Below are 26,732 nucleotides of genomic sequence, written 5' to 3'. Positions count from 1 at the left end.
TCTACACTGAGATGCGGGCTGCGATACAGGCATGGATCTACTTCAGAAAATACGAACTCTCCCCACCCAACCGGGCTGCTACCTGTACAAAAACGCCGAAGGGGAGGTGATCTACGTTGGCAAGGCCAAGAACCTGCGTGCGCGGGTACGCTCGTATTTTCTCGATGCCTCGCAGGCCAACGCGAAGACCGGAACCTTGATGCGCGAGGCCGTGGACGTGGAGTACATCACGGTCGCGAATGAGCATGAAGCCTTGGCGCTGGAGAACAATCTCATCAAGCAGAAGAAGCCGCGCTTCAACATTCTTCTGCGGGATGACAAGACGTATCCCTACATCAAGCTGACGATGAACGATCGCTACCCCAAGGTCTTCGTGACGCGCAGGTTGCGGAAGGATGGCGGAGCCTACTACGGCCCCTATTTTCCGGGTAATCTTGCGTACCGTCTAGTCGATCTGATTCACCGGAGCTTCCTGATTCCGAGTTGCAAGGTCGATCTGTCGCGGTACCATCCGCGGGCATGCCTGCAGTACTACATCAAGCGCTGCCTGGGTCCGTGCCTGGAAGGATTGACGACGCTGGAGGCTTATCGCGAGACCATCCGCGACGTGCAGCTGTTCCTTGAGGGACGGCCAAACGAGCTGGAGCAGGTGTTGACAAAACGCATGGCGGCGGCGGCGGAGGCGGAGCAGTTCGAGACGGCTGCGCGTCTGCGAGACCAGATCGTTACCGTGCACCAGATGCAGGACAAGCAGCGGATGGCGAGCGCCGACAATGAAGACGCCGATGTTTTTGGTTATCACTTTGAGAACGAGATGCTGGCGGTGAACCTGTTCCACATGCGGAGCGGAAAGATTGTGGACCGGCGCGACTTCTTCTGGGAGGACCTGCCCGAGTCTCTGCTGGATGCAGTTACGGAGGCAGTCGCCGAGGTTGAGGAGTTGGAGGCGCTGCCTCGCATGGAGCCGGACCCTGCCGCTCCCGCGCCGGAGATTGAGGAGGGGATCGCCGTCGTGCAGCATACGGCGGTGTCGGAGCCAGGAGCCGCGTTCAGCCCGGCGGCGTTTTTCTCTGCCTTGCTCAAGCAGCTCTATCTCGATCAGAGCTACGTGCCGCGATCGATTCTTGTGCCCGTCGAATTTCCTGATCGTGCGCTGCTGGCTGAGGCGTTGACGGAGAGGATTGGAAGACGAATCGAGATTCTTGCGCCGCAGCGTGGCGAAAAGCGTTCTCTTGTCGATCTGGTATGTCAGAACGCGAAGCAGTCGTATGACCAGCGGTTTCGCGTCTTGCAGCCCGGCATGAAGGCGATCCAGGAGGCGCTTCAGGATGCGCTCACGCTGGAGGAGCTGCCGCGACGGATTGAGTGCTTCGATATCTCTCATATTCAAGGAGCCGAGACCGTGGCCTCCATGGTGGTGTGGGAGGACGGCGCGATGAAGAAGTCCGACTACAGGAAGTTTCAGGTGAAGACCGTTACGGGCGTGGACGATTTTGCCAGTATGCGCGAGGTGATTCAACGTCGTTATAAGAGGCTGCAGGAGGATAAGAAACCCTTCCCGTCGCTGATCCTGATCGATGGTGGACTCGGCCAGTTGCATGCGGCCTACTCGGCTCTTGAGGAGATTGGTATTACGTTGCAGCCCCTGGCGTCGATCGCGAAGCGCGAGGAGATTATCTATGTGTACGGGCAGGAGAATGAGCCGGTGGTTCTGGACCGGCGTTCTCCTGTGCTGCACCTGATGCAGAAGATTCGCGATGAGAGCCATCGATTTGCCGTGACCTACCATCGCAAGCGACGCCAGATGCGTGATCGCGATAGTGAGTTGCTGTCGATTCCCGGGGTTGGTCCGAGGACGCGGCAGCGATTGATCGAGCACTTCGGCAGCGTGCGCGGGATCAAGCAGGCTGGGCCGGATGCGCTGACAGCGGTGGTGAATACAGCGGTGGCAGAGAAGATTCGCAGCCACTTTGCCAGCGAGAATGAACCTGCGGTGTTGCCGGTTTTGAACTAGAGAACCGGCAGCCTAACATGCAAGCTTAGTTGTTGGTTGGGACTGCGCCCCCGACCTTGAAGGTGTTGCAGGCTGCGATAGTTCCCTGTTGGAATCCCTGTTTGAACCAGCCGACGCGCTGCGCAGAGGTGCCATGGGTGAAAGTTTCAGGGCTGACTGTTCCGCGTTCGAGACGCTGGATGTGATCGTCGCCAACCGCGGTTGCGGCTTGAAGACCGGCTGCGATATCGGAGTCGTTTACGATCTTGCGCTGCGCTGTGCTGTGCGCCCAGACACCGGCTAGACAGTCGGCCTGCAGCTCAAGATCGACGGAGAGATGATTCCGCTGCGATGGGTTTTGACTGGAGAGCTGACGCACCTTCGCTTCGACCCCGAGAAGATCCTGCACGTGATGACCTAACTCGTGGGCAACTACGTAGGCCTGCGCGAAGTCTGCGTTGCTGCCGCCGAGACGCCGCAGCTCGTCCCAGAAGCTAAGGTCGATGTAGACCTTTTCGTCCGCCGGACAGTAGAACGGACCGCTCTGCGATTGCGCGGTGCCGCAGCCGGAGTAAGTGCGGCCGCGAAAGAGTACGAGGGTGGAGCGCCGATAGGCTCTGCCGGTTTGCTCGGGGAGAAGCTTTGCCCAGGTCTTCTGTACATCGTCCAGCGTCCAGGAGACGAGCTGCGCCGAACGCTGCTCCTGCGGCGATGCAGTGACGGGTCGGTTGCCCGCTGAGGGAGCGGCCTGCTGCGTGTACGAGGGCGATGGTGACCCGGCGTGCCCCGAGAGATAGCTGCCGATATAGTTGCGTCCGGTGACCAGACTGACGACCAGCAGGATGAGAAAGCCGACGATGCCGATTCCGCCGCCGCCGAAGTTACCGCCACCTCCGCCCGAGGAGCCACGTCTGTCTTCAATGTCGCTGCTGAGTCCGCCGCCGGGTGTCCAGTCCATAGTCGCTCCAGTTTGTGCGTCTTCATCTTATAAGTAAGATGTTTTGTTCTGTCGCAGGCGAGTTACATTTCTGGTTATTTTGCATGAGGCAACAGGCCTTGCTAACTGGGTAAGGCGAGAGGCATGACCCCATTTATTCCTTGCGGCTCTGCGGTGTGGGTATGCTACTCTCCGGGAACCGATGCCGAAAAGTCAGTCTGAACTGCCTCGCGTTCTGAACGCATCCCACGCCACTTCTATCGTGGTGGGCATCATTATTGGGAGCGGCATTTTTCTGGTGCCGCGAGAGATGATGGCGGCGGTGGGCTCGTCCCGCATGGTGTACGTGGTGTGGATCGTGGGCGGCCTGCTCTCGCTCTTTGGGGCTATGACTTACGCGGAGATCGCCGCCGCGCGGCCTAAGTATGGCGGCGAGTATGCCTTTCTGCGTGAGGCCTATGGAGACCTTACCGGCTTTCTCTATATGTGGACGCAGATCACGGTGGCCAAGCCTGCGTCGCTGGCGACAGTCGCTTCAGGCCTGGCGCGGGTGCTTGGCACTTTTGCGGTCTTCAGCTTCTTCGCGCGGCCTGCGTTTTTTCACCTGTTTTGGGGACAGATCTTCTCCATTACGGTGACGTGGCTCATCACCATTCTGAACATCATCGGGACAAGACGATCGGCCAACGTGCAGCTTCTGTTGACCTGGCTGAAGGGCGCGCTGATTTTAGTGATCGCGGGCTTTTGCTTTGGCGCGGCCGGCCAACATGGATCGTGGCACAACTTCAGCACAGATTTTACGGGAGCGCGGGGAGGATTCACCGGATTCATGATCGCGCTAGTCGCGGCGCTGTGGGCCTACGACGGATGGAGCGACGTCGTGACGATGGCTGGCGAGGTACAGAGGCCGCAGCGCAGCATGCCGCTGGCTTTGGTCGGCGGCGTTGCCATCGTTGGTGCGCTTTATATGCTGACCAATGCAGCGATTCAGTATGTCCTGCCGGCCGCGGCGATCGCCATAGCGGATCGGCCCGCAGCCGACGCGATGCGGCTGGTCGCCGGACCGTGGGGAGCGATCCTGGTGTCGATTGGCATGGCAGTGAGCATATGCGCAACCTTTGTGGGGTCGTCGCTCTCAGGGGCACGTGTGCCGTTCGCCGCTGCGCGCGATGGACTCTTCTTCAAACAACTGGCGCATGTCAATTCGCGGTTTCAGACGCCTTCGACTGCACTGATTCTTCAGGCTGTGCTGAGTTCCCTGCTTCTGCTCGCGATCGGCAAGTTTCAGGCGCTCTTTTCCCTCGCGATCTTTGGCGAGTGGCTCTTCTACATGCTGACGGCGAGCACAATCTTTGTGTTTCGACGGCGCGAACCGGAGGTGCCTCGGCCTTACAGTGTCTGGGGATACCCCGTGCTTCCTGCGCTTTTCATTCTGGCGGCCGCGGTGCTTTTGGTCTTTTCCTTCGCCGATCAGCCACGCAACTCGCTGATCGGCACCGGGATTATTCTGCTTGGCGTTCCGCTTCATTATGTGCTGCAACGACGGCGGACCAGCTAGCTGCGATTCTGGATGACTCGCTCGTAGAGTCGCAGGTACTCTGCGGCAGGCTTGTCCCACGAGAAGTCCTCCGCCATCCCTCGCCGCATCATCTTCGCCCACTGCTCTTTGTTGCGGAAGGTTTCGAGGGCGCGCTGAATCGCATCGAAGAGCTCCCACGCGTTGTACCCCCAGAACTTGAAGCCGTTGCCTTCGCCATCCGGCTGCTCGTCGATGGTGTCGTCGAGGCCGCCTGTGGCGCGGACGACGGGAACCGTGCCGTACTTGAGGCTGTAGAGCTGGTTTAGCCCGCCAGGCTCATAGCGGGAGGGCATCAGGAAGATGTCGGCGCCTGCTTCAATCTTGTGCGCCATCACGATGTCGAACTTTACCTGCACACGAACTTTGGCGGGATACCTTTCGGCCATCTCAACCAGGAGGCGCTCGTAGTACTCTTCGCCGCTGCCAAGGATGACTAAAACCATGTCCTCCTGCGCCAGCCGGTCCATGATCTCGACGATGAAGTCGAAGCCCTTCTGCGTGGTGAAGCGAGAGACGACTCCAATGACGGCAGTGTCGTCGCTGACACCTTCGAGTCCGTAGGCGTGGAGCAGATCGCGTCGGCACTCCTTCTTGCCGGCAAGATTTTCAGCAGTGTAGTGCGCTGCAATGTGCGAGTCCGTCGCCGGATTCCACTCCTCGGAGTCGATACCGTTGGTGATTCCCAGCAGATCGCCACTGCGTTTGCGCAGAACTCCATCGAGCCCATTGCCGAACTCACTGGTCTGAATCTCTTCCGCGTATTTGCGGCTTACCGTGGTGATGGCGTCTGCGTAGACGATTCCGCCCTTCAGGAAGTCGACCTTGTCGTAGTGCTCCAGCTTGTCGACGGTGTACATATCCCACGGCAGAAGCAGTTTTTCGATCGTCTGCGGGGGAAACCAGCCCTGATAGCCGGCGTTGTGAATCGTCAGCACGGCCGGGACGTTGCGTAGAACGGGATCGAAGTAATAGACAGAGCGCAGCATGACGGGAAGCATCGCTGCCTGCCAATCGTGCACGTGGAAGAGATCCGGGACGCCGAGAATCTTTGAAGCTTCGATGACCGCGCGGCAGAGGAGGCCAAAGCGCTCTGCGTTGTCGGCGTATTCGCCGGAGGGAGTGCCGTAGAAGGCCTCGCGGTCGAAGAGCTCGTTGCAGTCGATGAAGTAGGTCTGGACTCCACCGGCTATTCCACCGTTCAGGATGCGGACGAAGCGACTATAGGTCGGGAATGGAATCGTGATGCTGGGAACAACCACCGGAGCTTTCGGCTCTGCCTTTGCGACCTGCCGATAGTAAGGGAAAAATACGCTTACCCGATGGCCGTGTTTAGCGAGCGCGCGCGGGAGCGAGCTGACCACATCTGCCATACCGCCTGATTTGGCCCAGGGAGAGCACTCGGATGCTGCGAAAACAATATGCATATACCTTCGTCCTTTATCTTTTCAACCAAACCGTTAGTCTATAGAAGAGCACACAGACTGAGCAGCAAACATTGGATGCAGATGAAACATAAACCGAAGCTGGGGCAGAATTTTCTTGTGGACGATGCAGCCCGTCACGCCATCGTCGATGCCCTTGGTGATCTTAGCAAGCGCACAGTCATTGAGATCGGTCCCGGCCATGGGGCCATTACTGACATCCTGGCGGGGCGCTGCCAGAGGTTGATCGCGCTGGAGCTCGACCGCGCTCTCGCCGCCGAGCTGACCTTCCGTTTTCGCGATCAGCCACAGGTACAGATTCTCGAAGGCGACGTTTTGAAAACGGACCTGCGAACGCTTGTGGCCGAGGGCGAGACGGCAGACGTCATCGGAAACCTGCCCTACTACATCACCTCGGATATCCTGCTGCAGTTGTTAGCGGCTGGCAGCGCAGGTACCCTGGCGCGCGCCGTCCTGATGATGCAGCGCGAGGTCGCCGACCGCGTCTCTGCCGCGCCCGGGGTGCGCGACTATGGCCTGCTCTCTGCCACGGCGCAGATGAACGCGCAGGTCGACCATCTCTTCACGCTGCCTCCCTCTGCGTTTTCACCGCCGCCCGAGGTCTATTCGACCGTTTTGCGATTGCACTTTGCCCCGCGGTTTACAGAGCTTGGAGTGGCCCCTGAGGGGTTCAACAGTTTTTTGAAGCTGTGCTTCGCGCAGAAGCGTAAGACGCTGCAGAATAACCTTCGCGCTGCAGGTATTGCCGTGGAGCGGCTCTCCGCAGCGTGGCCGTCGAGCATTCCTGCAAAGGCTCGTGCAGAGTCGCTGGGCCTGGAGGCGATGGCCGAGCTCTATCGTTCGCTCAAGAGCGCCGCTCACGAATAAGAGGCTCGCCTGCTCGCAGCTTCGACTAGCTGTTCATTGGAAACTTCAGTGGCGGTCAGCTTCTATCTGCTCCAGCATCTTGGTTGCGCGCAACCGAACGCGCTGTATCACGGCAGTGTCATCGGCAATCGCAGCCAGGGTGGCAGAGATCGTTCCCAACTCCAACGCCCGTCCCTCCTGGGCCTGTTGCGCAAGCGTACTCATCTCGGCATCCAGGCCTAGCCTGTCATAACGATGCAAAAACTCCAGCATGCGGCCCTCGTCGAGCGTGTTGGCGATCCCCAAAAAGATGTCGGTCACGGCTTCGACGGTCTTGTTCTCGGAGTAGTGATAGACGCAGGATCCCGATCCATCCGCTCCCGTGTAAGTCAGCGTCTTGGCACCCGTGTCGGCTATGTTCTTCGCCCTGGACGCGCACTCCACGTTGAAGCGATCGAGAGAGCGCGCTGCCTTGAAGATCTTTGCCACGGTACCCGCTGTCAGATCGATGGGACGGTCGATGTGCTGCGCAGCCTGGCCACGCATCGACGTTTGGGTGGCCGGCATCTCAGCCTGCTCAGCCTGATACGTGCCTTTGCCGTCCTCGTGCACGCGCAGGTCGAAGTGAGGGACCGGCAGCCCAACGCGGTCGAACTGAAAACGAACCTCAGCCGGAGTCGTTGCCGAAGCTGGAGTGGGAGCTTGCGCTTGAGCGGCGAAGACAGAAGATAATAGGAGGACGGAGCCTAACACCACACTCGTACCAGCTCTCATCGCTGCGCGCCCTGCAGATCCAGCGTCTGCGCGGTGTGGATGTGGCAGATCGCTATCGCTAATGCATCGGCTGCATCTGGTGAGTCGAAGGCGTTCTCGTTGTTCAGCAGACGTCTCACCATGAACTGCACCTGCTCCTTTGCGGCTAGTCCGTAGCCAACCACTGAACTCTTTATCGATAACGGCGCATACTCTGCAATCGGGAGACCACAGGTCGCAGCGGCAAGCATGGCAACGCCGCGAACCTGCCCGAGCTTGAGCGCGGACTTCACATTCGCGGAGAAGAAGACCTCTTCAATCGCGACGATCTCTGGCCGATGCAGAGCGATGAGAGCAGTCAGCTCGCTGTAGACCTGGACGAGCCGTAGCGGTGTCTTCTCTCTTTTGTTGAGGCGGATGGTGCCGGCGGCAAGGTGAACGAGGCGAGGCATGCGGGCGTCGCAATCCACCTCCACCACGCCATAGCCGGTGAACTCGGTTCCGCAGTCGATGCCGAAGACTCGCATGGGCGAAGTTTACTGCATCCCGGTGCAGCTATGGACTATCGAGGTTGAGTCCCCGCACCCGCCCGGACGCTAGCGGGAGATTCCTTCAAGCGGCGAGCTGGCGGTGGCGTAGAGTTTCCGCGGCATTCTGCCTGAGAGGTAAGCCTGACGCCCTGCAAGGACTGCATGCTGCATCGCCTCCGCCATCAGGATAGGATCGTTCGCCCCGGCAATGGCAGTATTCAGCAGCACCGCGTCAAAGCCCATCTCCATGGCAATGGCCGCGTCGCTCGCCGTGCCTAAGCCCGCGTCGACTATCAGTGGAACCTCCGTGATCAGCTCTCGCATCATGCGCAGGTTGTGAAGATTTGCTATCCCGGCGCCGGTTCCTATCGGGGCGCCAAGCGGCATTACCGCAGCCGCGCCAGCGTCGATCAGCCGCTTCGCGAAGACGATGTCGTCCGAGGTGTAAGGCAGTACCGTGAAACCTTCTTTGACCAGAACTTGGGTCGCTTCCAGGGTCGCCTGCACGTCCGGATAGAGTGTTTGCTGATCGCCGATAACCTCGATCTTGACCCAGTCAGAGAGCCCGACCTCACGGCCCAGCCGTGCGGCGCGAATCGCCTCCTCCGCCGTGTAGCAGCCTGCAGTATTGGGGAGCAGAAAATAGCGCAGCGGATCGATGAAATCAAGCAGCGACTCGCTGGTGCGGTCGAGGTTTACCCGGCGCACCGCGACCGTCACCATCTCCGCGCCGGAGGCCTCGATGGCAGCCTGCGTCTCCGGACCATCCTTGTACTTTCCCGTGCCAACGATGAGCCGCGATTGGAAGGCTCGTCCTGCGATTACCAGAGGGTTCATGGTTAATATCCTACCGTTAGGATGCGGGTGAAACGCAAACGGCTCGCACTCTCGAGAGAGCAGCGAGCCGTCTGGCGGTGAACTGATGAGATTGACCAGAGGCGTCCATACTCGGACTTGGCCTCGGCGTGGACTTTGCTACTACTAAAGACCGCCAGGACTAGAGCTATGGACGCTCTAAGCCTCAGTCACCTCACGTTGCGTTGAACTACAGTAACTATCAATTTTCATAGGCTGGACCATCCTCCTTTCCCGTGTAACAGCAGATTACTCCTGAGGCCGTTTGCAGGCAAGTGCTCCCACAGATGAGGGCCTCCGTGCATCTGTACGCGCTGCGAACCGCATCACAACTCTGGTCACGACACTTCCCTGAATCAGAAAGGCTCGACTTCATGAAGCCGGCAACCATCATCGGAATACTTCTCATCCTCCTTGGCATCATCGGTTACGCCACGGGCGGCCTCTCCTTCACGCACGAGAAGAAGGTGGTCGATGCGGGACCGATCCAGATCTCGCATAAGACCCAGGACACTCTGCCACTCTCACCGATTCTGAGCACAGTCGCGTTGATTGCCGGAGTTGGGCTGGTAGTCGTCGGCGCGAAATCGTAGCTGGTCTTTTCCTGCCGCGTTGCTACTTGAGATAGGCGCGCACCAGATCGATCAGGTCCTCGCCCAACTCCGGAGTGAGAGGAGCATGTCCGTCCTGCAGAAGATGCAGACGGATGTGATCCTCGAGTACCTCAGCCATCAGGCCGTTGATCCCGCCCCGCGCCGCAGCGAGCAACATCAGCACCTCCGCGCACTCATGATCCTCTGACGACAGGGTGCGCTCCACGCGGTCGATCTGGCCTCGAATCTTTTTGACCCTATTAAGCAGTTTTAGCTGTGCTGTGCTTGTGTAAGCCATGTGCTCCCCTTGTACCCTACCGGGGTATACTACCTTCACCAGCGAGACGAAGCAATTACCTCTTCCCAGTCAGTTACAGCTTTCGAAAGGGTTCAATCTGTCTGAAAGTTTGCACTCTGTTCACTTTCAGGCCTGAAGATAACAGTTCAATGATGCAAAAACTCAAGTGGGGTCACCTCCTGACAGGGATGTGCCTGACGCTGCTCTCAGCCTCTTCTCTTTCTGTTGCGCAGACGCAGAACGCCACGGACGCTGCACACCCTTCGCAGATCGATGCACCTCCCCCGGCGCCGGACAAATCCGAGACGCTCAACATGTTCCCGCATTGGGAGCATTCGCGATTCTTTATCGGTGGTCAGACGAACATCATCTTCCAGGCGCATGGCCCGTTTCATTCCCCTTATGAGGGAGTAAACAGCCTCCTGGGCCGTGGAGAATATAAGACCTCGCTGCTGGGCACGCTCTATCTTGCGGCGCAGGCGATCCGCAATCCGCGCTATGCGCTGGACGGACTCTTCGATCTTGAATCCGCTGGTGGCCGCGGCGACAGCGAGGCGCTGGGACTGGCCGGCTTTACCAACCTCGATGTCGTTCGCAACCCGAACCTGGGTGCGACGCCTTATATGGCCCGCGTGCAGCTTCACCAGACGATCGGCTTCACCGACAAGCTGGTGCCCAACAACCGCACGCAGTTCTCCCTTGGCGATGAGGTGCCGGAGCGCCGCCTGGAGTTTCACGTCGGCAAGATGAGCCTGCCCGACTTTCTGGACATTAACAACATCGGCAGCGACAGTCATCTGCAGTTCATGAACTGGACCGTAGACAACAATGGCGCGTGGGACTACGCAGCCGATACGCGAGGCTACACCTACGGCATCGTTAGCGAGTATGACGACAAGAGTTGGTCGGCTCGCTACGCTTTAGCCTTGATGCCAACCGTGGCTAACGGCATTGACCTCGATTGGGATCTCCGTCGCGCCAGTGGGCAGAACTGGGAGTTCGAGCTGCGCAAGCCGCTGCTGGGCAGTCTGCTATCGCCCGATCGCAAAGGCATCGTTCGACTCATGAGCTATGTGAATCATGCGCACATGGGTCTCTATCGTGACGCGAACAAGGCTTTCCTCGATGGCGAAGATCCTGTGCCGGAGATCAAGCTGCACGAAAAATTCAGCGCGGTGAAGTACGGCTTTGCCCTGAATGCGGAGCAGGAGCTGGCCGAAAATCTGCGTGTGTTTGGCCGCTTCGGATGGAACGAGGGCCAGCACGAGTCTTTTGCGTATACCGAGGTCGATCAGACAGTCGAAGCCGGCGGAGACTACTCTGGCCGGGCCTGGTCACGCCCGAACGATAAGGTGGGCCTGACCTTTGTCACGAACGCTATAAAGAAAGACCACCAGGACTATCTGAAGCTGGGCGGGCTTGGCTTCCTCCTTGGCGACGGCAAGCTGAACTATGCGCGTGAGGACATCCTGGAGAGCTACTACAACCTGCACACCTGGCGCGGAGTCTACTATGCGCTCGATCTACAGTTCATCGACCATCCCGGCTACAACCAGGATCGCGGTCCGGTGCTGGTGGAGTCGGTCCGCATGCACGTGGATTTCTAGGCACCACCATCTGAAACTGCATACAAAAAGGCCATATACTCAGCACAATGCTGCCGTCCACGCTCTCCGATCTTCCTATACCTGTTTACACACTATTTCAGCGGTCCTCGACGCTTGAGTTAATGGCCATAGGTCTTTTAATCGGATTGCTTCTAGGTAGTTTTCTCAACGTTTGTATCTCTCGAATACCTCGGGGCGAAAGTGTCATACGCCCTCGCTCACATTGTCCTGAGTGTCGTGTCGCAATCCGTTGGTATGACAACATCCCAATTGTCAGTTGGATCATCCTTCGGGGCCGTTGCCGTGCCTGCCGTCAATCAATTCCCTGGCGATATCTGCTAGTAGAGCTAGCGGTTGGCGCATGGTTTCTTCACATTGCCATGTTTTTGGTGGCTGCTCTTGGTCTGGGCATAGCTGGCAGCTACCACAATGTAATCCGTTGGTGGACGCAAGTCATGTTTATTCAAATTGATATAGCCATCCTCGGCTTTCTGCTCATCGGACTCATGGTGATGGACTGGCAGACGATGATCTTGCCCGACTCCTTTACCCTTGGCGGCATAGCTATCGCGTTCTTCCTCATCTTCACGCAGGCGCTCTTCCTCGGCCCTACCGAGGATCAGGTGATGCTGACCAAGCACCACATCCAGCTCACCAGCCCCGGCGGAGTGGTGGACCACGGCAATCTCTTCTTCACCGGTCCCGAGAGCCTGATCTTTGGGCGCATCGCTGCGATCTGTGGAGCGGCTCTGCTCCTGCTGCTTATCCGATGGATCTATCGAGCCGTTCGACACCGGGATGGAATGGGCCTGGGCGACGTGAAGCTGCTCGCGATGATCGCAGCGTTTCTCGGCTTCTGGCCAGCGATCCTTTCGCTCTTTCTCGGAACTTTGGCCGCCGCCGCCTATGGAGTTGTGCTTCTGGCGCGCAATAAGGCCGGCGCAACCTCCCGGCTCGCCTTCGGCAGCTTTCTTTGCGTTGGCGGACTGGTCTCCGCGTTGTTCGGTAATCATCTGATCAATATGTACATAGCATTGCTTCGATAGCCGCACACCTTCCCGACAATCGCTTGACACTTGCCAGCCGCAATCTTAGAGTCGAAGATGGCCATGCACAGTTACCCCTACATTTGGAACTACCTTCCACTCGTGCTTCAGGTCCTGGTCGCCCTCGGACTAGCTGTGGGCATGGTGGGCGCCTCCTTTCTCATCGGCAAACATAAAAACTCACGCACCAAGGCAGGAGCCTATGAGTGCGGGATGGATCCCGTTGGCGACGCTCGAGGCCGGTTTACTGTCCGCTTCTATATGGTCGCGATGCTGTTCATCCTGTTCGATGTCGAAGCTGTCTTCATGCTTCCCTGGGCAGTGATCTTCCGTCGACTACCAGCCATAACCGGCTCGCGCATGTTCGGCTTCTACGAGATGCTCGTCTACCTCGGCTTCGTCGCCGTTGGTCTCTTTTACGTCTGGAAGAAGGGCATTCTGGACTGGGCAAACGACAAGGGAGACCTCTAATGTACGATCCAGCCTCTGCCATCAAGGGCAAACAGGCCGTCTTCGAAGCGCACCCTGAAAACGCGTCTGTCAAGGCTCTCACCGATCTCGCGACAGATGCAAAATACGACCGCGCCGAACTGACCATCACTGTCGCGCGAGAGAGTATCGTTGCCGCAGCCATGGCCGTCCAGCAGGCTGGCTACAACTTTCTCGAGGATGTCACCGCAGTAGACTGGTACCCCTCTGAGCCGCGCTTCCAGATCACGTATCACATCCTCTCGCACTCCCTGAAGGAGCGCATCCGCCTGGCTGTTCGCCTCGATGGAGATGCCGCCGCGCTCGACAGCATCACCTCGGTCTGGCCCTCCGCCAACTTCTACGAGCGTGAAGTCTTCGACCTCTTCGGCGTCCACTTCGGCGGCCATCCTAACCTTCGACGAATCATGATGCCGGAAGACTGGAACGGGCATCCATTACGCAAGGACTACCCTGTGGAGGGCTACCGCTAATGACTCCCCCTGTTGAAGAGATCACCGGCCCGACAGCGATCGACCCAGGTGTAGACGACGTCTTCGCGAACTCTGCACGCAATCGCCAGAATACTCCGCCGCAGGACCAGACCATGGTCATCAACATGGGTCCACAGCATCCTTCGACCCATGGCGTCCTTCGCCTGGTCGTCGAGATCGACGGAGAGACCGTAGTCTCCCTCGCCCCGGATATTGGATATCTGCACACTGGCATCGAGAAGACATGCGAGGCCAAGTTCTACCAGCAGGTTGTCCCGCTCACCGATCGCATCGACTATCTCTGTCCCATGACCAACAACCTAGCCTACTGCCTTGCGGTAGAGAAGTTGCTGGGCCTTGAGATTCCCGAGCGTGCCATCTATCTTCGCGTCCTCTTCAACGAACTCACCCGCATCCAGTCGCATCTTGTCTGGCTCGGCACGCATGCCATGGACATCGGCGCGCTCACCGTCTTCCTTTACTGCTTCCGCGAGCGCGAAGAGTTGCTGCGCATCTTTGAAGCAGTCGCGGGCCAGCGCATGATGACGAGCTACGTCCGCGTCGGGGGCCTCAGCCTCGAACCGCCACGGGATATCTACGAGAAGATCCGCACCTTCCTCAAAGGCTTCCCCGCGCACGTCGATGAGTACGAAGGCCTGCTGCAGACCAACCCCATCTGGATGAACCGCCTCAAGGGTGTGGGTTACCTGTCGCCTGAGGACGCGATTGCGCTCGGCGTAACCGGGCCGCCGCTGCGCGCCTCCGGAGTCGACTTCGACGTCCGCCGCGATATGCCCTACTCCGGCTACGAGAAGTTTCAGTTCAACGTCCCCGCCTCCAAGGTCGGCGACGTCTGGGCGAGATACATCGTTCGCATGCAGGAGTTTCGCGAGTCGGTGAAGATCTGCCTGCAGGCGCTCGATGGCCTGCCCGAAGGCAACATCGTCGCCGATGCGCCGAAGATCATCCTGCCGAATCGCGAGCAGATGAAGACGCAGATGGAGTCCCTCATCCATCACTTCAAGATTGTTACCGAAGGCTTTGCTGTTCCGGCGGGCGAGGTCTGCAGCTCGGTTGAAGCGCCGCACGGAATGATGAACTACTACGTCGTCTCGGATGGAACCGCCAAGCCCTACCGCGTTCATATGCGCAATCCGGGATTTGCCACCCTGCAGGCGCTTGAAACCATGTGCAAAGGCCGCCTCCTCGCCGACGTCGTCGCCGTCATCGGATCGATCGATATCGTCCTCGGCGAGATCGACCGCTAACCTCTGATGCTCGATGCACGCCTCAGAGCTGAACTTTGGACCTCGTGGGCTTCGCTGCTTCGTTCTTACGCCGCTGCCCACGGATTGAACAGCAAGCATCATGCAGTCGTTGAAGTAGGAGCAGACGAGATTACGCTTCGCGTTGCAGGCAACTGGCTTCGCTTTACGCACGAGAGTATGGAACGAAGTGATGGAAGCCGCTCCTCCTTCAACATGGAAGAAGATGGAACGGTTAAACTGAATGGCATTGCCGAAGAGATGGACCTTGCCGCCGAAAGGCTGGCGCGGGAGATGATGCACAGTGAGTAAGTTTTTTTGTTGTCCTTCCGTAGCGCAGCGGAGGAATCTGCTTCATCTTGCCGCCAAGGATTCGACTGAATGAGTACAGTAGCCAATACGATCTTTTCGCCGGAGACGGCAGCACGCTTCGACAAACTCGTCACCATCTATCCGCTCAAGCGCTCCGCGCTCGTTCCCATGCTGCTCTACGCGCAGGATGAGATCGGCTACATCTCCGACGCCGTTGTCACCGAGATCGCCCAGCGCATCGACCTCCTCGAGTTGGACGTACACAATGTGCTTTCGTACTACTCCATGCTGCGCACCAAGCCAGCCGGAAAGTACAACGTGCAGGTCTGCACCAACATCTCCTGCATGCTGCGCGGCGGCTACGAGATCCTCGACCACTGCAAGCACAAGCTCGGTATCGGCCACAAAGAGACCACCAAGGACGGCGTCTTCTCTCTGGAAGAGGTCGAGTGCATCGGAGCCTGCTGCTGGGCGCCGGCCATCCAGATCAACTACGACTTCCACGATGACCTCACCCCCGATAAGGTCGATGTCCTATTCCAGATGTACCGTGACGGCCAGGGAAAGGACGTGAAGTAGATGCCAGCACTCGTCTCGCACCCCGATGAAGTAAAGGTCGTCTCCCGCCGCTTCGGCATGGGCGCCACCGACATCGACAAGTACGTCGAGCTCGACGGTTACAAAGCTGTCCAACAAGCCATCGCCAAGGGTCCAGAGTGGATCATCACTGAGATGAAGGCCAGCGGCCTTCGCGGTCGTGGCGGCGCCGGCTTCCCCACCGGTATGAAGTGGTCTTTCGTTCCCAAGCAGTCCGAGAAGCCGAAGTATGTTCTGGTCAACGGCGATGAGTCCGAACCCGGTACCTGCAAGGACCACGTCCTCTTCCTGCATGATCCGCATGCCGTCATCGAAGGCACCATGATCGCCGGCCTCGCCATCGGCTCCAAGCTCGGCTTTATCTATCTTCGCGGCGAGTACCGCTATCTGCTCAAGATCGTCGAAAAAGCTGTCGCTGATGCCTACGCAAAAGGCTTCCTCGGCAAGAACATCTTCGGTACGGGTGTTGACTTCGACATCATCACGCAGACCGGAGCAGGAGCGTACGAGGTAGGCGAAGAGTCTGCCCTCATGGAGTCGCTCGAAGGCAAACGCGGCGTCCCCCGCATCAAACCGCCCTTCCCTGCTGTCGTCGGCCTCTACGGTGGCCCTACTGTCATCAATAACGCCGAAACCATCGCGAATGCACCGCACATCCTGCTGATGGGTGGCGAGGCATACGCCAAGCTCGGCAGCGAGCGCAACGGCGGCACGCGCCTCTTCGGCATCAGCGGCCACGTCGAGCGCCCCGGCGTCTACGAGCTTCCGATGGGCTACAACCTCAAGCGCGCCATCTACGAGGTAGCTGGCGGCATCAAAGACGGCAAAACACTGAAGGCTGTCGTTCCCGGTGGCTCAAGCTGCCCGGTTATGCTGCCCGAAGAGATCGACATCGGTCTCGACTTCGACCAGATGGGCAAAGCTGGCACGATGCTTGGTTCAGGCGGCATCGTTGTGCTCGACGAGACCGTCTCCATCGTCGAATTCGCCCTTCGCACCATCGCCTTCTATCAACACGAGTCCTGCGGCTGGTGCATTCCCTGCCGCGAGGGCACGGACTGGATCAAGAAGACTCTCACCCGCGTCTACAACGGAGGCGGCAACAAGAAGGACGTCGCGAACGTGCAATACCTCGCCGAAAACATGCTGGGCCGCACCTTCTGCCCGCTCGGCGACGCAGCGGCCATGCCCACCATCGCCTTCGTCAAAAAGTTCCGCAAGGAGTTTGAAGACTACATCGAAGGCAACAAGGCCGGAACCCCCATCATCACTGTTGAACAGTTGGTCGGAGCACATTAATGCCAGACGTAAAATTCACCGTAGACGGCAAACAACTGACCGCACCCGCAGGCACTCTTCTCCTTGAGGCCTGTAAGACCGCCGGCATCGAGATCCCCGCCTTCTGTTATTACCCTGGCCTCTCGCTGCAGGCAGCTTGCCGCATGTGCGTCGTCCGCATCGAGAAGATGCCGAAGCTCCAGACCGCCTGCACTACGCCGGTCGCCGAAGGCATGGTCGTCACTAGCGAGTCGCCCGAGATCGCACAAGCCCGCAAGGCTACCCTGCAGCTTCTGCTCGGCAACCACCCGCTCGACTGCCCCGTCTGCGACGCAGGCGGCGAGTGCGAGCTGCAGGACATGACCTTCAAATATGGCGCCGCCGACAGCTTCTACGCCGAACCCAAGAACCACCGCGAAGAGCAGAAGTGGTCCCCCGTCGTCTACTTCGACCGGCCACGCTGCATCCTTTGCTACCGCTGCGTGCGCATGTGCGGCGAAGGCATGGACGTCTTCGCGCTCGGCATCCAGAACCGCGGCAGCTCCTCCGTCATCGCTCCGAACGTCCCCGCGCAGATGTCTCCTGACGACCTCGCCCATGTGGACTGCGAGCAGTGCGGCATGTGCATCGATGCTTGCCCCGTCGGCGCTCTGACCTCCGGTACCTACCGTTACAAGACGCGCCCATGGGAGATGAACCACGTCTCCACCATCTGCACCCACTGCGGCGACGGTTGCAAGACCACGCTCGGTGTCCGCAGCACATCGGACGGCAGTGAGATCGTTCGCGGCGATAACCGCGACAAATCCGGCATCAACAACGACTTTCTCTGCAACAAGGGACGCTACGCCTTCGACTTCGCCAACAACGAAGACCGCATCACCCAGCCCCTGGTTCGCCAGCCCAGCGGCGAGATGAAGCCTGTGAGCTGGGAGGTCGCCTTCGATCATGTCGGCAAAAAGTTCCGCGAGCTCCGCGACACGCGCGGAGGCAAATCCATCGGCGTCATCGGCAGCAACCGCACCACCAACGAAGAAGCCTACCTTCTCCAGAAGTTTGCCCGCACCGTTCTCGGCACCAACAATATCGATCACCACCGCACTGCGGACTACGCTACCTTCGCCCACTCGCTGGCCGGAATGACCGACCGTGCAGCCAGCCTGAAAGACACGTTGACGGCTCCGGCAATCATGATCCTGGGCGGCGACCCCACCATTCAGGCTCCAGCCACCGCGTGGAACATCCGCACCAACGTCCGCAACAATCGGGCTCGTCTTTATATCGCCAACGCCTCCGAGATCAAGCTGCGCCGCCAGGCCAAAGCCTTCGCGCACATCGCTCCCTTCAGCTATGGCGCACTCGCCAGCTTTATCGCCGGAGACGATTCTGCGGTCGATTCGCTCACGCACCCCGGTGCTGACGCGGCCTCCTTTCACAACTTCCGCAACGCCGTTCGTGCCGAGGAGCAACTGCTTGTCCTCATCGGCTCCGATATTCGTGGCGGCGACCTCAAGCGGCTGCTCGCCTTCGGCACCACCATGCCAAATCGCAAGTTCGCTCTGCTCTCTGACTACGTCAACTCTCGCGGCGCCGCCGATATGGGTCTTCTTCCCGATCTGCTCCCGGGCCACACCACCCTCGCCGGCAACACCACCTTCGCGGAATACAACGCACCGTCCGAGCCTGGTCTCGACATGCTGGAGATCTTCGAAGCAGCAGGCCGCGGCGATCTCTCCGCGCTCTACGTCGTGGGCTCAAACCCGGTCTCCCGCTACGGAGTCGATCCCTCCTCTCTGAAGAACACGTTCCTCGTGGTTCAGGATATGTTCCTCACCGAGACCGCCGCGCTCGCCGATGTCATCCTCCCAGCCGCGAACCTCTACGAGAAGTCCGGCTCCGTCACCAACAGCTACGGCGACCTTCAGCTCGTCTCTAAAGCAGGCGACCGCGCAGGCGTCCGTACCGACTTCGAGATGATCGTCCGCATCGCCGACAAGATGGGAGCCAACATGCGCGAGCTGATCCCCTTTGGCAAAGGCCCACGCGGAGCCGGGACGCATGGAGACATGGGTCAGTCCCGCGGCGCACACTCCGGCGAAGCAGACCAGCATGCAGTATGGCTTGCGGCCAACAACATGGAGCCAAAACTCAGCCCCTTCGATCCGTTCGCTATCCTCGACGAGATTCAGCGCCTCGTCCCAGGGTACAATCTGCTGCGCCTTCAGCTGCTCAGCGGCAACGATCAACACTTGCAGCCGGCTGTCTCCACCGCCAACCTCGTTCAAATCAGCAACCGCCGCGACCTCGTCCTCCCGGCGAACGATACACTGTTCACGTCGGGCACTCTGGGCCGCTACTCCACCATGCTCTCCGATCTGCAACACAACGAGAGCCTCCGTCCTCCAACCGGCCTCACACAGATCCAAACCGCAGCTGACTAACTAGACTCGATCGCATTCGAAACGAACACAGGAGCCTAACCCACCGCCGTGAGCCACCTCAGCCCATTTCAGACATTCCTGCTGCTCAGCATCCTCAAGGTTGTGGTCGTTCTCGTCATCACCCTGACGGCGGTCGCCTACACGGTTCTGCTGGAGCGCAAGGTCCTGGGCCGCATCCAGAACCGCTGGGGACCCTCCCGGACGGGCCCCTTCGGCTTGTTACAGCCGCTCGCAGACGGCATCAAGCTCTTCCTTAAAGAAGATCTGCTGCCGATTGCCGCCGAGCGCCCTCTCTTCATCATTGCGCCCATCATCGCTCTCTCCTGCGCGCTCATCTCGATCGCGGTCGTACCCTTCGGTGGTATGCAGACCGTCAAGGGCGTCGAGATGTTCAATATCGCCGACCTCAACATCGGCCTCCTGGTCATACTGGGCATTACCTCGATCGGCGTCTACGGCATCGCTCTCTCGGGCTGGTCTTCGAATAACAAGTTCGCCCTGCTGGGCAGTCTTCGCGCCACCTCGCAGATGATCAGCTACGAGCTCGCGCTTGGCCTTTCGCTGGTCGGCGTTGTCCTTCGCGCTCAATCCCTCAGCCTGCGCGACATCGTCAACAGCCAGGGCGCACACGGTCTGCTCTCGTGGAACTTCTTCGGCGGCTTCCAGTTCGTCGGCTTCTTCATCTACATCATGGCTGCCTACGCCGAGACCAACCGCGCTCCCTTCGACCTTCCCGAAGCCGAGTCCGAGCTCGTCGCCGGCTATCACACCGAGTACTCCTCCATGAAGTTCGCCATGTTCTTCATGGCCGAGTACGCCAACATGATCACCGTAAGCTGCGTCGCCTCGCTGCTGTTCTTCGGCGGAGCCTCCAGCCCCCTTGGCCATCTCCTACCCGCCGACTTCGGCGGCCCGATCCTCTCGGCAATTTTCCCCATTCTCTGGTTCGTCGGCAAGGTACTCGGTTTCCTTCTCCTCTTTATCTGGGTGCGTGGCACGCTGCCTCGCTTCCGTTACGACCAGCTCATGAGCTTCGGCTGGAAGTTTCTCCTGCCGCTCGCCATGGTCAACATCATCATTACCAGCCTCGTGATCGCCTTACGCAGCTAACACTCACGAGAAACGCAGCAAGCTGTTTTACAATCAGCAGATAGCCCAGAAAGCCTTCTGCTCCGTCTCAAGCGTCTCGAACGATTCAAGAGATTCAAAAAGGAATCGCGGAACCTCATGCAACTGGCACTCTTTCTCATCTTTGGCGGACTGGCCGTAGCGGGAGCACTCAACCTCTTGTTCCAGCGCCATCCCATCAACAGCGCTCTCTCGCTGGTCGTCGTCATGATGTCGCTCGCCGTCCTCTACTGGTCGCTGGGGGCCGAGTTTCTCGCCGCGTCGCAGGTCATCGTCTACTCCGGCGCCATCATGGTCTTCTTCGTCTTCGTCATCATGCTGCTGAACGCTGGAGAAGAGGAGCGCACCACTGGCAGCCGCGCCGCCTACCTCGTCGGATTCCCCGGCGCGGCGGCTATCTTCTGTCTCCTTAGCTTTGTCTTCCTCTCGGAGCGCAAGGCGCTCGGCTACACCAACATCGGCGGCTATCTCAACCACGTCACCAGCAACATCTCCGAGATCAGCACCCTCCTCTTCACCAAGCTTCTGCTTCCCTTCGAAGTCACCTCCATCCTCATCCTCGTTGCTATTCTTGGAGCCGTCGTGCTCGCACGAAAGGAGCAGTAGACATGTCTTTGCAAGTGCCCATCGCCGCTTATCTCATCCTCGCCGCCGTGCTCTTCTCCACCGGCGTCGCAGCCTTTCTCATCAAGCGCAACCTCATCACCATCTTCATGTCGATTGAGCTCATGCTCAACGCCGTCAACCTCACCTTCGTCGCCTTCGCGCACATGTGGCACCAGGTCTCCGGGCAAATCTTCGTCTTCTTCGTGATGGTTGTCGCCGCAGCCGAGGCCGCCGTCGGCCTTGCCATCATTATCGCCATCTTCCGCACGCGCCAGACGCTGAACGTCGATCAGATCGACCTGATGAAATCGTGACCTCTATGCCCTCTGTCTCCATGATCACCGACTACCTCTGGCTCATCCCGATCCTTCCCTTCGTTGGATTCCTCATCAACGGAACCCTCGGCCGCAAGTTTCCGCGCGCGCTCGTCACTGCCGTCGCGCTTCTATGCACCGCCATCCCGGCCGCTATCGTCGCCTGGCTCTGGATCGTCATGAAGGCCGAAGGCGCGCCCGAGATCCTGCGCGTCGTCAGCCAGCCCTGGATCGCCATCACCGGCCTGCAGATTGACTTTGCCTTCACCGTCGACCACCTCACCCTCATCATGCTCGGCGTCGTCACCGGCGTCGGCTTCCTAATCCACCTCTACTCCGCCGGTTACATGGCGCACGAAGAGGGGTACTGGCGCTTCTTCGCCTACCTCAACCTCTTCATGTTTTTCATGTCGGTTCTGGTCCTGGCAGAGAGCTTCCTTCTGCTCTTCGTCGGCTGGGAGGGCGTCGGTCTCGCCTCCTACCTGCTCGTCGGCTTTTACTTCAAGCGTGACTCCGCCGCCAATGCCGGCAAAAAAGCCTTCATCGTCAATCGCGTCGGCGACTTCGGCTTCCTTCTCGCGATGTTTCTAATCGTCCGCGAGTTCGGCTCGCTCGACTTCACCCACGTCTTCCAGGCCCTCACCGTCAATCCGGAGTGGCACGGAGGCGTCCTCACCGCAATCGCTCTGCTGCTTGTCCTCGGCGCTGCAGGCAAGTCCGCGCAGATCCCGCTCTACATCTGGCTCCCCGACGCGATGGAAGGCCCCACTCCCGTCTCTGCCCTCATCCACGCGGCCACCATGGTCACAGCCGGCATCTACATGGTCGCGCGCTGCCACGTCCTCTTCGACCGCAGCCCCTATGCTCTGGGCGTCGTAGCCATCATCGGAGCGGCAACCGCCATCTTCGCCGCCTGCATCGGCATGGTGCAGCACGACATCAAGCGCGTCCTCGCCTACTCCACCGTCTCTCAGCTCGGCTACATGTTCCTGGCCTGCGGAGTAGGAGCTTACACCGCCGGCATCTTCCATCTGCTCACCCACGCGTTCTTCAAAGCTCTGCTCTTCCTCGCCGCTGGCTCTGTTATCCACGCGCTTGGTGGCGAGCAGGATATGCGTAAGATGGGCGGCCTCCGCATGCGCATTCCTGTCACCTTTTGGACCATGACGATGGGTGTCTTCGCTATCTCCGGCATCCCGCCGCTCGCGGGCTTCTTCTCAAAGGACGAGATCCTCTACCAGGCCTTCGTCTCGAATAATCCGATCGGCAAACTTCTCTGGCTCGTCGGACTCATCACCGCTGGCATGACCTCCTTCTATATGTTCCGCCTGTGGTTCAAGACCTTCTTTGGACCGGAGCACTTCGAGGCTCCCGCCGACCTGCATGACCATGGAGCTGCGGTTCACGTCGCTTCCAGTTCCCACGCCGTCATGGTGGCGGACCCCGAAGACACCCACGCGCACGGGGTCCACGAATCTCCTGCGATCATGTCTGTCCCACTCGCCATCCTCGCTCTGCTGTCAATCATCGGCGGATGGGTCGGCGTCCCAGCAGCCTTGGGCGGTCATAACGAGATCGAACACTTCCTCGATCCCGTCTTCAGCACCGGCGCAGTCGTCGAAGCAGCAACCAGCCACGGCACCGAACTCGGTCTTGCCGCAGTCTCTGTGCTAGTCGCGCTCTTCGGCCTCTTTATCGCCTACCTCTTCTATTACAAGAAGCCCGGCACCGCGGCTGCCCTCGCGCAGCGCGCCCCAGCTCTCTACAACCTCGTACTACACAAGTTCTACATCGACGAGGTCTATGGCGCTCTCATCATCACTCCTCTGCTGATGTTCAGCCGTCTCTTTCTCGGCGGTCTCATCGACGGAGGCATCGTCAACGGCTCGGGCGCTGCCGCTGGCGCAACCACTCGCGGTTTCAGCTCTCTGGTTCGCCGCGTTCAATCCGGAAACATTCGCTCCTACGCCGGCTGGCTCGCTCTAGGAGCAGCCGCTGTTCTGTTCGTCATGATCTTCGGCCGTTCCATCTGGATGCACTAACGTTGTACTCGTTCCTGCCTTTGACTGTTGTTTTTGCTTCTCGTCCCGTAGAGATCTGCTTCTGTACTTGTAATTCGCAAGACCAGCACCAGCTTCACCAAAGGAACCGATGAATATCGACCACACCATCCTGACCGTCATCACCTTCGTCCCGCTTGTGGGCGCGGTCCTGCTGGCCCTGCTGCCCGATAAGGGCAGGCTGATGCAGTGGGGTGCGCTCGCCGTCACTCTTCTCACTTTTCTCTGCACCCTGCATCTGCCCGCGCACTATAACTATGCCGCCGCATCCGGCACCTTCCAGTTCGAGCAGAACTCTGCGTGGATCAACTCTCCCGCCATCCGCTACCACCTCGGCGTCGATGGCCTCTCCATGTGGCTCATCGTTCTCACCGGCTTCCTGGCTCCACTCGGCGTCCTCGTCTCCTGGAACACTGTCGGCGATCGCAAGAAGCTCTTCTACACCCTCTTCCTGCTGCAGCAGGTCGCGATGCTCGGCATCTTCGTCTCGCTCGACCTCTTCCTCTACTACGCCTTCTGGGAGCTCTCGCTCGTTCCCATGACCCTGCTCATCGCCACCTTCGGCCGCACTGCCAACCGCCGCCGTGCAGCCATCAAGTACTTCCTATACGCTTTCATCCCTTCGGCTACGCTCCTGGTTGGCATGCTCTGGCTCTATGGGCGCACCGGCACCTTCCAGCTTCCTGAACTCGCCCAGCTCGCCGCCGCCCACAACATCTCGGGCAACAACGCCGCTCTCTGGCTGGCCTCGCTCTCCTTCCTGCTGGCCTTCGCCGTCAAAGTCCCGGCGTTCCCGCTGCACGGCTGGCTCACCGACGCGATCTCCGAAGCCCCCACCGCAGCCGTCATGGTCCTGGTTGGCAAACTCGGCCTGTACTCCATCCTGCGCTTCTCCTTCAGCATCTTTCCCGACCAGTCCCGCCACATCGCCCCGCTGATGATCGCGCTCGGCGCCATCGGCATCGTCTACGGCGCGCTCATTGCCCTCGTCCAGAAGGACCTCAAGCAGCTCGCCGCCTACGGTGCCCTCGGCCACGTCAGCGTCGTCATCCTGGGTATCTTCACCTTCACCATCGCCGGCCTCGACGGAGGCATCTACGCCACACTCAACGAGGGCATCGGAGCAGGAGCCTTCTTCATCCTCCTCGGCATCCTCTACGAGCGCTACGGCACCTATGACATGCGCGACTACGGCGGCCTCGCCGCCAGGCTTCCCTGGATGGTGACCCTCTTCGTCATCACCACCATGTCCGTCATCGGCCTGCCCATGCTCAACGGCTTCGTCGGCGAGTTTCTCGTACTCACCGGCGCCATGCAATCGGTCATCGCTCACCACGTCGCCTGGACTGTACTCGCCACTACCGGCGTCATCCTTACCGCCTCGTACATGCTCTGGATGATCCAGCGCGTCTTCTACGGCGACCTCAACGACAACACCGCCGACGTTCCAGTCCCCGACGTTACCGCCCGCGAGCATCTCGCTCTCTGGCCGCTCATCGCAGTTATGCTGCTGATGGGAGTTATCTCGCCGTACTGGATGCGCGCCATCGACACCGTTGGCACCTATCTCGCGCGAGAGCCTCAGTCACTCGAACCCGCTGCCTCGATACTCCCCATCGACACCCAGACGCAGATTCCCGCCGCCCAGGAGGCCACGAAGTAAATGTCCCCTAACGTCCTGGCCCTCCTTCCCGAAATCATCCTCACCCTCGCGGGCGTCTTCATCATGCTGGCAGAGCCCTGCCTCAAAGCCGGCTCCAGCCGAAAGCCACTTGGCTGGCTCGCCATCGCAGGCACCGTCGGCTCCATCGTCGCCAGCTGGTACCAGATCCAGTTCGGAACCCTCCATGCCTTCTCCGGCACCATCCAGGTCGACGCCTTCTCGGTGCTCTTCCACTTCGTCATCGCGTCAGTCGTGCTGGTCACGCTCCTGGGTTCGCTGGATTACTTTGAAGGCAACGCCAGCCATACAGGCGAGTACTTCGCCCTCTCCCTCTTCGGCGCCGTCGGCATGATGTTGATGACCTGCTCGGTCGAGCTCCTCATGGTCTTCGTCGGCCTTGAGATCTCCTCCATCTCGACCTACATCATGTGCGGCTTCCGCAAAGGCCACGCCACCGGCTCCGAGTCCTCCATCAAGTACTTCCTGCTCGGCTCCTTTGCCACAGCCTTCTTCCTCTACGGCGTCGCCCTCGCCTTCGGAGCCACGGGCTCCACCAACATCTACGCCATCGCACACGGCCTCGAAACCACCACGACGCCTGCCCTGGCCTTCACCGCCCTCGCCCTCATCCTCATCGGTCTCGGCTTCAAGGTCTCCGCGGCTCCCTTCCACGTCTGGACCCCCGACGTCTACCAGGGTGCGCCAGCCCCCGTCGTCGGCCTGATGTCGACCGCTCCCAAGGCCGCGGCCTTCGCCGTCCTGCTTCGCATCACCTTCACCGGCTTCCCCACCTACCAGCATCGCTGGGCCATCCTGCTGTGGGTCCTCGCGGCGCTGTCGATGACCATCGGCAACCTCGGCGCCCTGATGCAGCGCGACGTTAAGCGCATGCTGGCCTACTCCAGCATCGCCCACGCCGGCTATATCATGGTCGCCTTCACTGCCTTCCCCTTCGACGGAATCGCCGCCGCTTGCTTCTACACCGCCACCTACGCCGCGATGAACGTCGGCGCCTTTGCCGTCATCACCCAGATCGCGGGCTATGACGAGCGCGCCCGCAGCATCGACGACTTCACCGGCCTCGGCCAGAAGCGCCCCTACCTCGCCGCCCTGCTCAGCTTCTTCCTGCTCTCCTTGATCGGCATCCCCTTCACCGGCGGCTTCTTCGGCAAGTTCTATGTCTTCTCCGCGGCCATTCATGGCGGCAACGTATGGCTTGCGGTCATCGGCCTGCTCAACAGCGGTGTAGCCTGCTTCTACTATCTCCGCCTGCTGGCCGCCGTCTATACCCGTCCCGGCAGCGAGAGCACACGTCTCAACCAGCTTCGCCGCATCAGCGTTCCCGCAGCCATTGGCCTTGCTTTAGCGGCCGTAGCCACGGGCGTGATGGGCATTCTACCCAACGGTGCTGTGTCCTTCGCGGAGTACGCCAGCCACTCCACCCTCATCGAGCAAGGCCGGCAGGAGTGTGCTGCCTCTCCGGACAGCTGTCACCTCCAACTAGACTTCGACGTAAAGTAGCAGAGTCTGAGGCCTTGTTGATCAGAAGCGAGCATCGCGAGCACCCATGCCTTTCCTTGCCCTAGACGAGGTTATAAAAGTCACGAAGTGACCGCGCCGCGCGCAG

At 59.7% G+C, this 26,732-nt stretch carries 25 protein-coding genes and 1 pseudogene; 20 read left to right on the top strand and 6 right to left on the bottom strand.

Annotation, left to right across the window (positions count from 1 at the left end):
* Positions 1-31: 31 nt before the first annotated feature.
* Positions 32-2,014 (top strand): excinuclease ABC subunit UvrC, encoded by a 1,983-nt coding sequence (uvrC, locus tag GSQ94_RS03430; protein ID WP_158941919.1) that lies wholly within the window; start codon positions 32-34, stop codon positions 2,012-2,014.
* Between the two features lie 25 nt (positions 2,015-2,039).
* Here the strand turns inward: uvrC and GSQ94_RS03425 are convergent, their stop codons facing one another.
* Positions 2,040-2,951, bottom strand: a complete 912-nt coding sequence (locus tag GSQ94_RS03425; RefSeq protein ID WP_158941918.1) for a neutral zinc metallopeptidase — start codon at positions 2,949-2,951, stop codon at positions 2,040-2,042.
* Between the two features lie 181 nt (positions 2,952-3,132).
* On the opposite strand from GSQ94_RS03425, the gene GSQ94_RS03420 reads away from it, so the two are divergent.
* Entirely contained in the window at positions 3,133-4,488 is a 1,356-nt protein-coding gene (locus tag GSQ94_RS03420; RefSeq protein ID WP_158941917.1) for an APC family permease, read from the top strand.
* Here the strand turns inward: GSQ94_RS03420 and glgA are convergent.
* Entirely contained in the window at positions 4,485-5,933 is a 1,449-nt protein-coding gene (glgA, locus tag GSQ94_RS03415) for a glycogen synthase GlgA (RefSeq protein ID WP_158941916.1), read from the bottom strand. The two genes, GSQ94_RS03420 and glgA, sit on opposite strands and share 4 nt — an antisense overlap.
* 75 nt (positions 5,934-6,008) lie before the next feature.
* Here glgA and rsmA point away from each other — a divergent pair, with 75 nt between their 5' ends.
* Entirely contained in the window at positions 6,009-6,818 is an 810-nt protein-coding gene (rsmA, locus tag GSQ94_RS03410; protein ID WP_158941915.1) for a 16S rRNA (adenine(1518)-N(6)/adenine(1519)-N(6))-dimethyltransferase RsmA, read from the top strand.
* A 45-nt stretch (positions 6,819-6,863) separates the two neighbouring features.
* On the opposite strand, the gene GSQ94_RS03405 is transcribed toward rsmA, so the two are convergent.
* The 3 genes from GSQ94_RS03405 to GSQ94_RS03395 all read right to left on the bottom strand — a co-directional run bounded on the left by GSQ94_RS03405 (position 6,864) and on the right by GSQ94_RS03395 (position 8,917).
* Positions 6,864-7,571 carry a hypothetical protein gene (locus tag GSQ94_RS03405; RefSeq protein ID WP_158941914.1) on the bottom strand — a complete coding sequence of 236 codons (708 nt, stop codon included), beginning with the start codon at positions 7,569-7,571 and terminating at the stop codon, positions 6,864-6,866.
* Entirely contained in the window at positions 7,568-8,077 is a 510-nt protein-coding gene (gene ruvC, locus GSQ94_RS03400) for a crossover junction endodeoxyribonuclease RuvC (protein ID WP_158941913.1), read from the bottom strand. The genes GSQ94_RS03405 and ruvC overlap by 4 nt, the downstream gene beginning before the upstream one ends.
* A 69-nt stretch (positions 8,078-8,146) precedes the next feature.
* On the bottom strand, positions 8,147-8,917 hold the full coding sequence (locus GSQ94_RS03395) for a thiazole synthase (RefSeq protein ID WP_158941912.1): 771 nt from the start codon (positions 8,915-8,917) through the stop codon (positions 8,147-8,149).
* Positions 8,918-9,309: 392 nt separating this feature from the next.
* Between GSQ94_RS03395 and GSQ94_RS03390 the strand changes: the two genes are divergently transcribed.
* Positions 9,310-9,528: a DUF3185 domain-containing protein gene (locus GSQ94_RS03390; protein WP_158941911.1), complete on the top strand. Its 219-nt coding sequence runs from the start codon at positions 9,310-9,312 to the stop codon at positions 9,526-9,528.
* 22 nt (positions 9,529-9,550) lie between these two features.
* On the opposite strand, the gene GSQ94_RS03385 is transcribed toward GSQ94_RS03390, so the two are convergent.
* Entirely contained in the window at positions 9,551-9,826 is a 276-nt protein-coding gene (locus tag GSQ94_RS03385) for a metal/formaldehyde-sensitive transcriptional repressor (RefSeq protein WP_158941910.1), read from the bottom strand.
* Positions 9,827-9,975: 149 nt separating this feature from the next.
* Here GSQ94_RS03385 and GSQ94_RS03380 point away from each other — a divergent pair, with 149 nt between their 5' ends.
* From GSQ94_RS03380 to GSQ94_RS03310, 16 genes and pseudogenes are all read left to right on the top strand, one after another.
* Positions 9,976-11,433, top strand: a complete 1,458-nt coding sequence (locus tag GSQ94_RS03380) for a carbohydrate porin (RefSeq protein WP_174240877.1) — start codon at positions 9,976-9,978, stop codon at positions 11,431-11,433.
* A gap of 47 nt (positions 11,434-11,480) precedes the next feature.
* Positions 11,481-11,804 (top strand): annotated as a pseudogene (locus tag GSQ94_RS21260) (A24 family peptidase); the annotation flags it as partial.
* An 84-nt stretch (positions 11,805-11,888) separates the two neighbouring features.
* A complete protein-coding gene (locus GSQ94_RS21255) occupies positions 11,889-12,479 on the top strand; it encodes an A24 family peptidase (protein ID WP_254063629.1) in 591 nt (196 codons plus the stop codon).
* Between the two features lie 63 nt (positions 12,480-12,542).
* Positions 12,543-12,950, top strand: coding sequence for an NADH-quinone oxidoreductase subunit A (locus GSQ94_RS03370; RefSeq protein ID WP_158941989.1), 408 nt, complete (start codon positions 12,543-12,545; stop codon positions 12,948-12,950).
* Entirely contained in the window at positions 12,950-13,441 is a 492-nt protein-coding gene (locus GSQ94_RS03365) for an NADH-quinone oxidoreductase subunit C (RefSeq protein ID WP_158941908.1), read from the top strand. Before GSQ94_RS03370 ends, GSQ94_RS03365 begins: the two co-directional genes overlap by 1 nt.
* Positions 13,441-14,709, top strand: coding sequence for an NADH dehydrogenase (quinone) subunit D (gene nuoD / locus GSQ94_RS03360; protein WP_158941907.1), 1,269 nt, complete (start codon positions 13,441-13,443; stop codon positions 14,707-14,709). Before GSQ94_RS03365 ends, nuoD begins: the two co-directional genes overlap by 1 nt.
* A 6-nt stretch (positions 14,710-14,715) precedes the next feature.
* The gene (locus GSQ94_RS03355) at positions 14,716-15,018 is read left to right on the top strand and encodes a transcriptional regulator (protein WP_158941906.1); all 303 of its coding nucleotides are present in this window, start codon (positions 14,716-14,718) and stop codon (positions 15,016-15,018) included.
* Between the two features lie 69 nt (positions 15,019-15,087).
* Entirely contained in the window at positions 15,088-15,597 is a 510-nt protein-coding gene (gene nuoE / locus GSQ94_RS03350; protein ID WP_158941905.1) for an NAD(P)H-dependent oxidoreductase subunit E, read from the top strand.
* Entirely contained in the window at positions 15,598-16,914 is a 1,317-nt protein-coding gene (gene nuoF / locus GSQ94_RS03345; protein ID WP_158941904.1) for an NADH-quinone oxidoreductase subunit NuoF, read from the top strand.
* Positions 16,914-19,334, top strand: a complete 2,421-nt coding sequence (locus GSQ94_RS03340; RefSeq protein WP_158941903.1) for a molybdopterin-dependent oxidoreductase — start codon at positions 16,914-16,916, stop codon at positions 19,332-19,334. Before nuoF ends, GSQ94_RS03340 begins: the two co-directional genes overlap by 1 nt.
* Positions 19,335-19,382: 48 nt before the next feature.
* Complete coding sequence (gene nuoH, locus GSQ94_RS03335; RefSeq protein ID WP_158941902.1) at positions 19,383-20,444, top strand: NADH-quinone oxidoreductase subunit NuoH; 1,062 nt, start codon at positions 19,383-19,385, stop codon at positions 20,442-20,444.
* 117 nt (positions 20,445-20,561) lie between these two features.
* Complete coding sequence (locus GSQ94_RS03330) at positions 20,562-21,068, top strand: NADH-quinone oxidoreductase subunit J (RefSeq protein WP_158941901.1); 507 nt, start codon at positions 20,562-20,564, stop codon at positions 21,066-21,068.
* A 2-nt stretch (positions 21,069-21,070) separates the two neighbouring features.
* Positions 21,071-21,382, top strand: coding sequence for an NADH-quinone oxidoreductase subunit NuoK (gene nuoK / locus GSQ94_RS03325; protein ID WP_158941900.1), 312 nt, complete (start codon positions 21,071-21,073; stop codon positions 21,380-21,382).
* Positions 21,383-21,387: 5 nt separating this feature from the next.
* Complete coding sequence (gene nuoL / locus GSQ94_RS03320) at positions 21,388-23,424, top strand: NADH-quinone oxidoreductase subunit L (protein ID WP_158941899.1); 2,037 nt, start codon at positions 21,388-21,390, stop codon at positions 23,422-23,424.
* 109 nt (positions 23,425-23,533) lie between these two features.
* Entirely contained in the window at positions 23,534-25,105 is a 1,572-nt protein-coding gene (locus GSQ94_RS03315) for a NuoM family protein (RefSeq protein ID WP_158941898.1), read from the top strand.
* The gene (locus GSQ94_RS03310) at positions 25,106-26,626 is read left to right on the top strand and encodes an NADH-quinone oxidoreductase subunit N (protein WP_158941897.1); all 1,521 of its coding nucleotides are present in this window, start codon (positions 25,106-25,108) and stop codon (positions 26,624-26,626) included. It begins immediately after the preceding gene.
* The last annotated feature ends 106 nt before the right edge of the window (positions 26,627-26,732 follow it).

This window comes from Granulicella sp. S190 (assembly GCF_009766095.1).
Classification (GTDB): Bacteria; Acidobacteriota; Terriglobia; order Terriglobales; family Acidobacteriaceae; genus Edaphobacter.
Note: the sequence above shows the minus strand (reverse complement) of the source record. Positions and strands in the feature narration are given on the sequence as shown.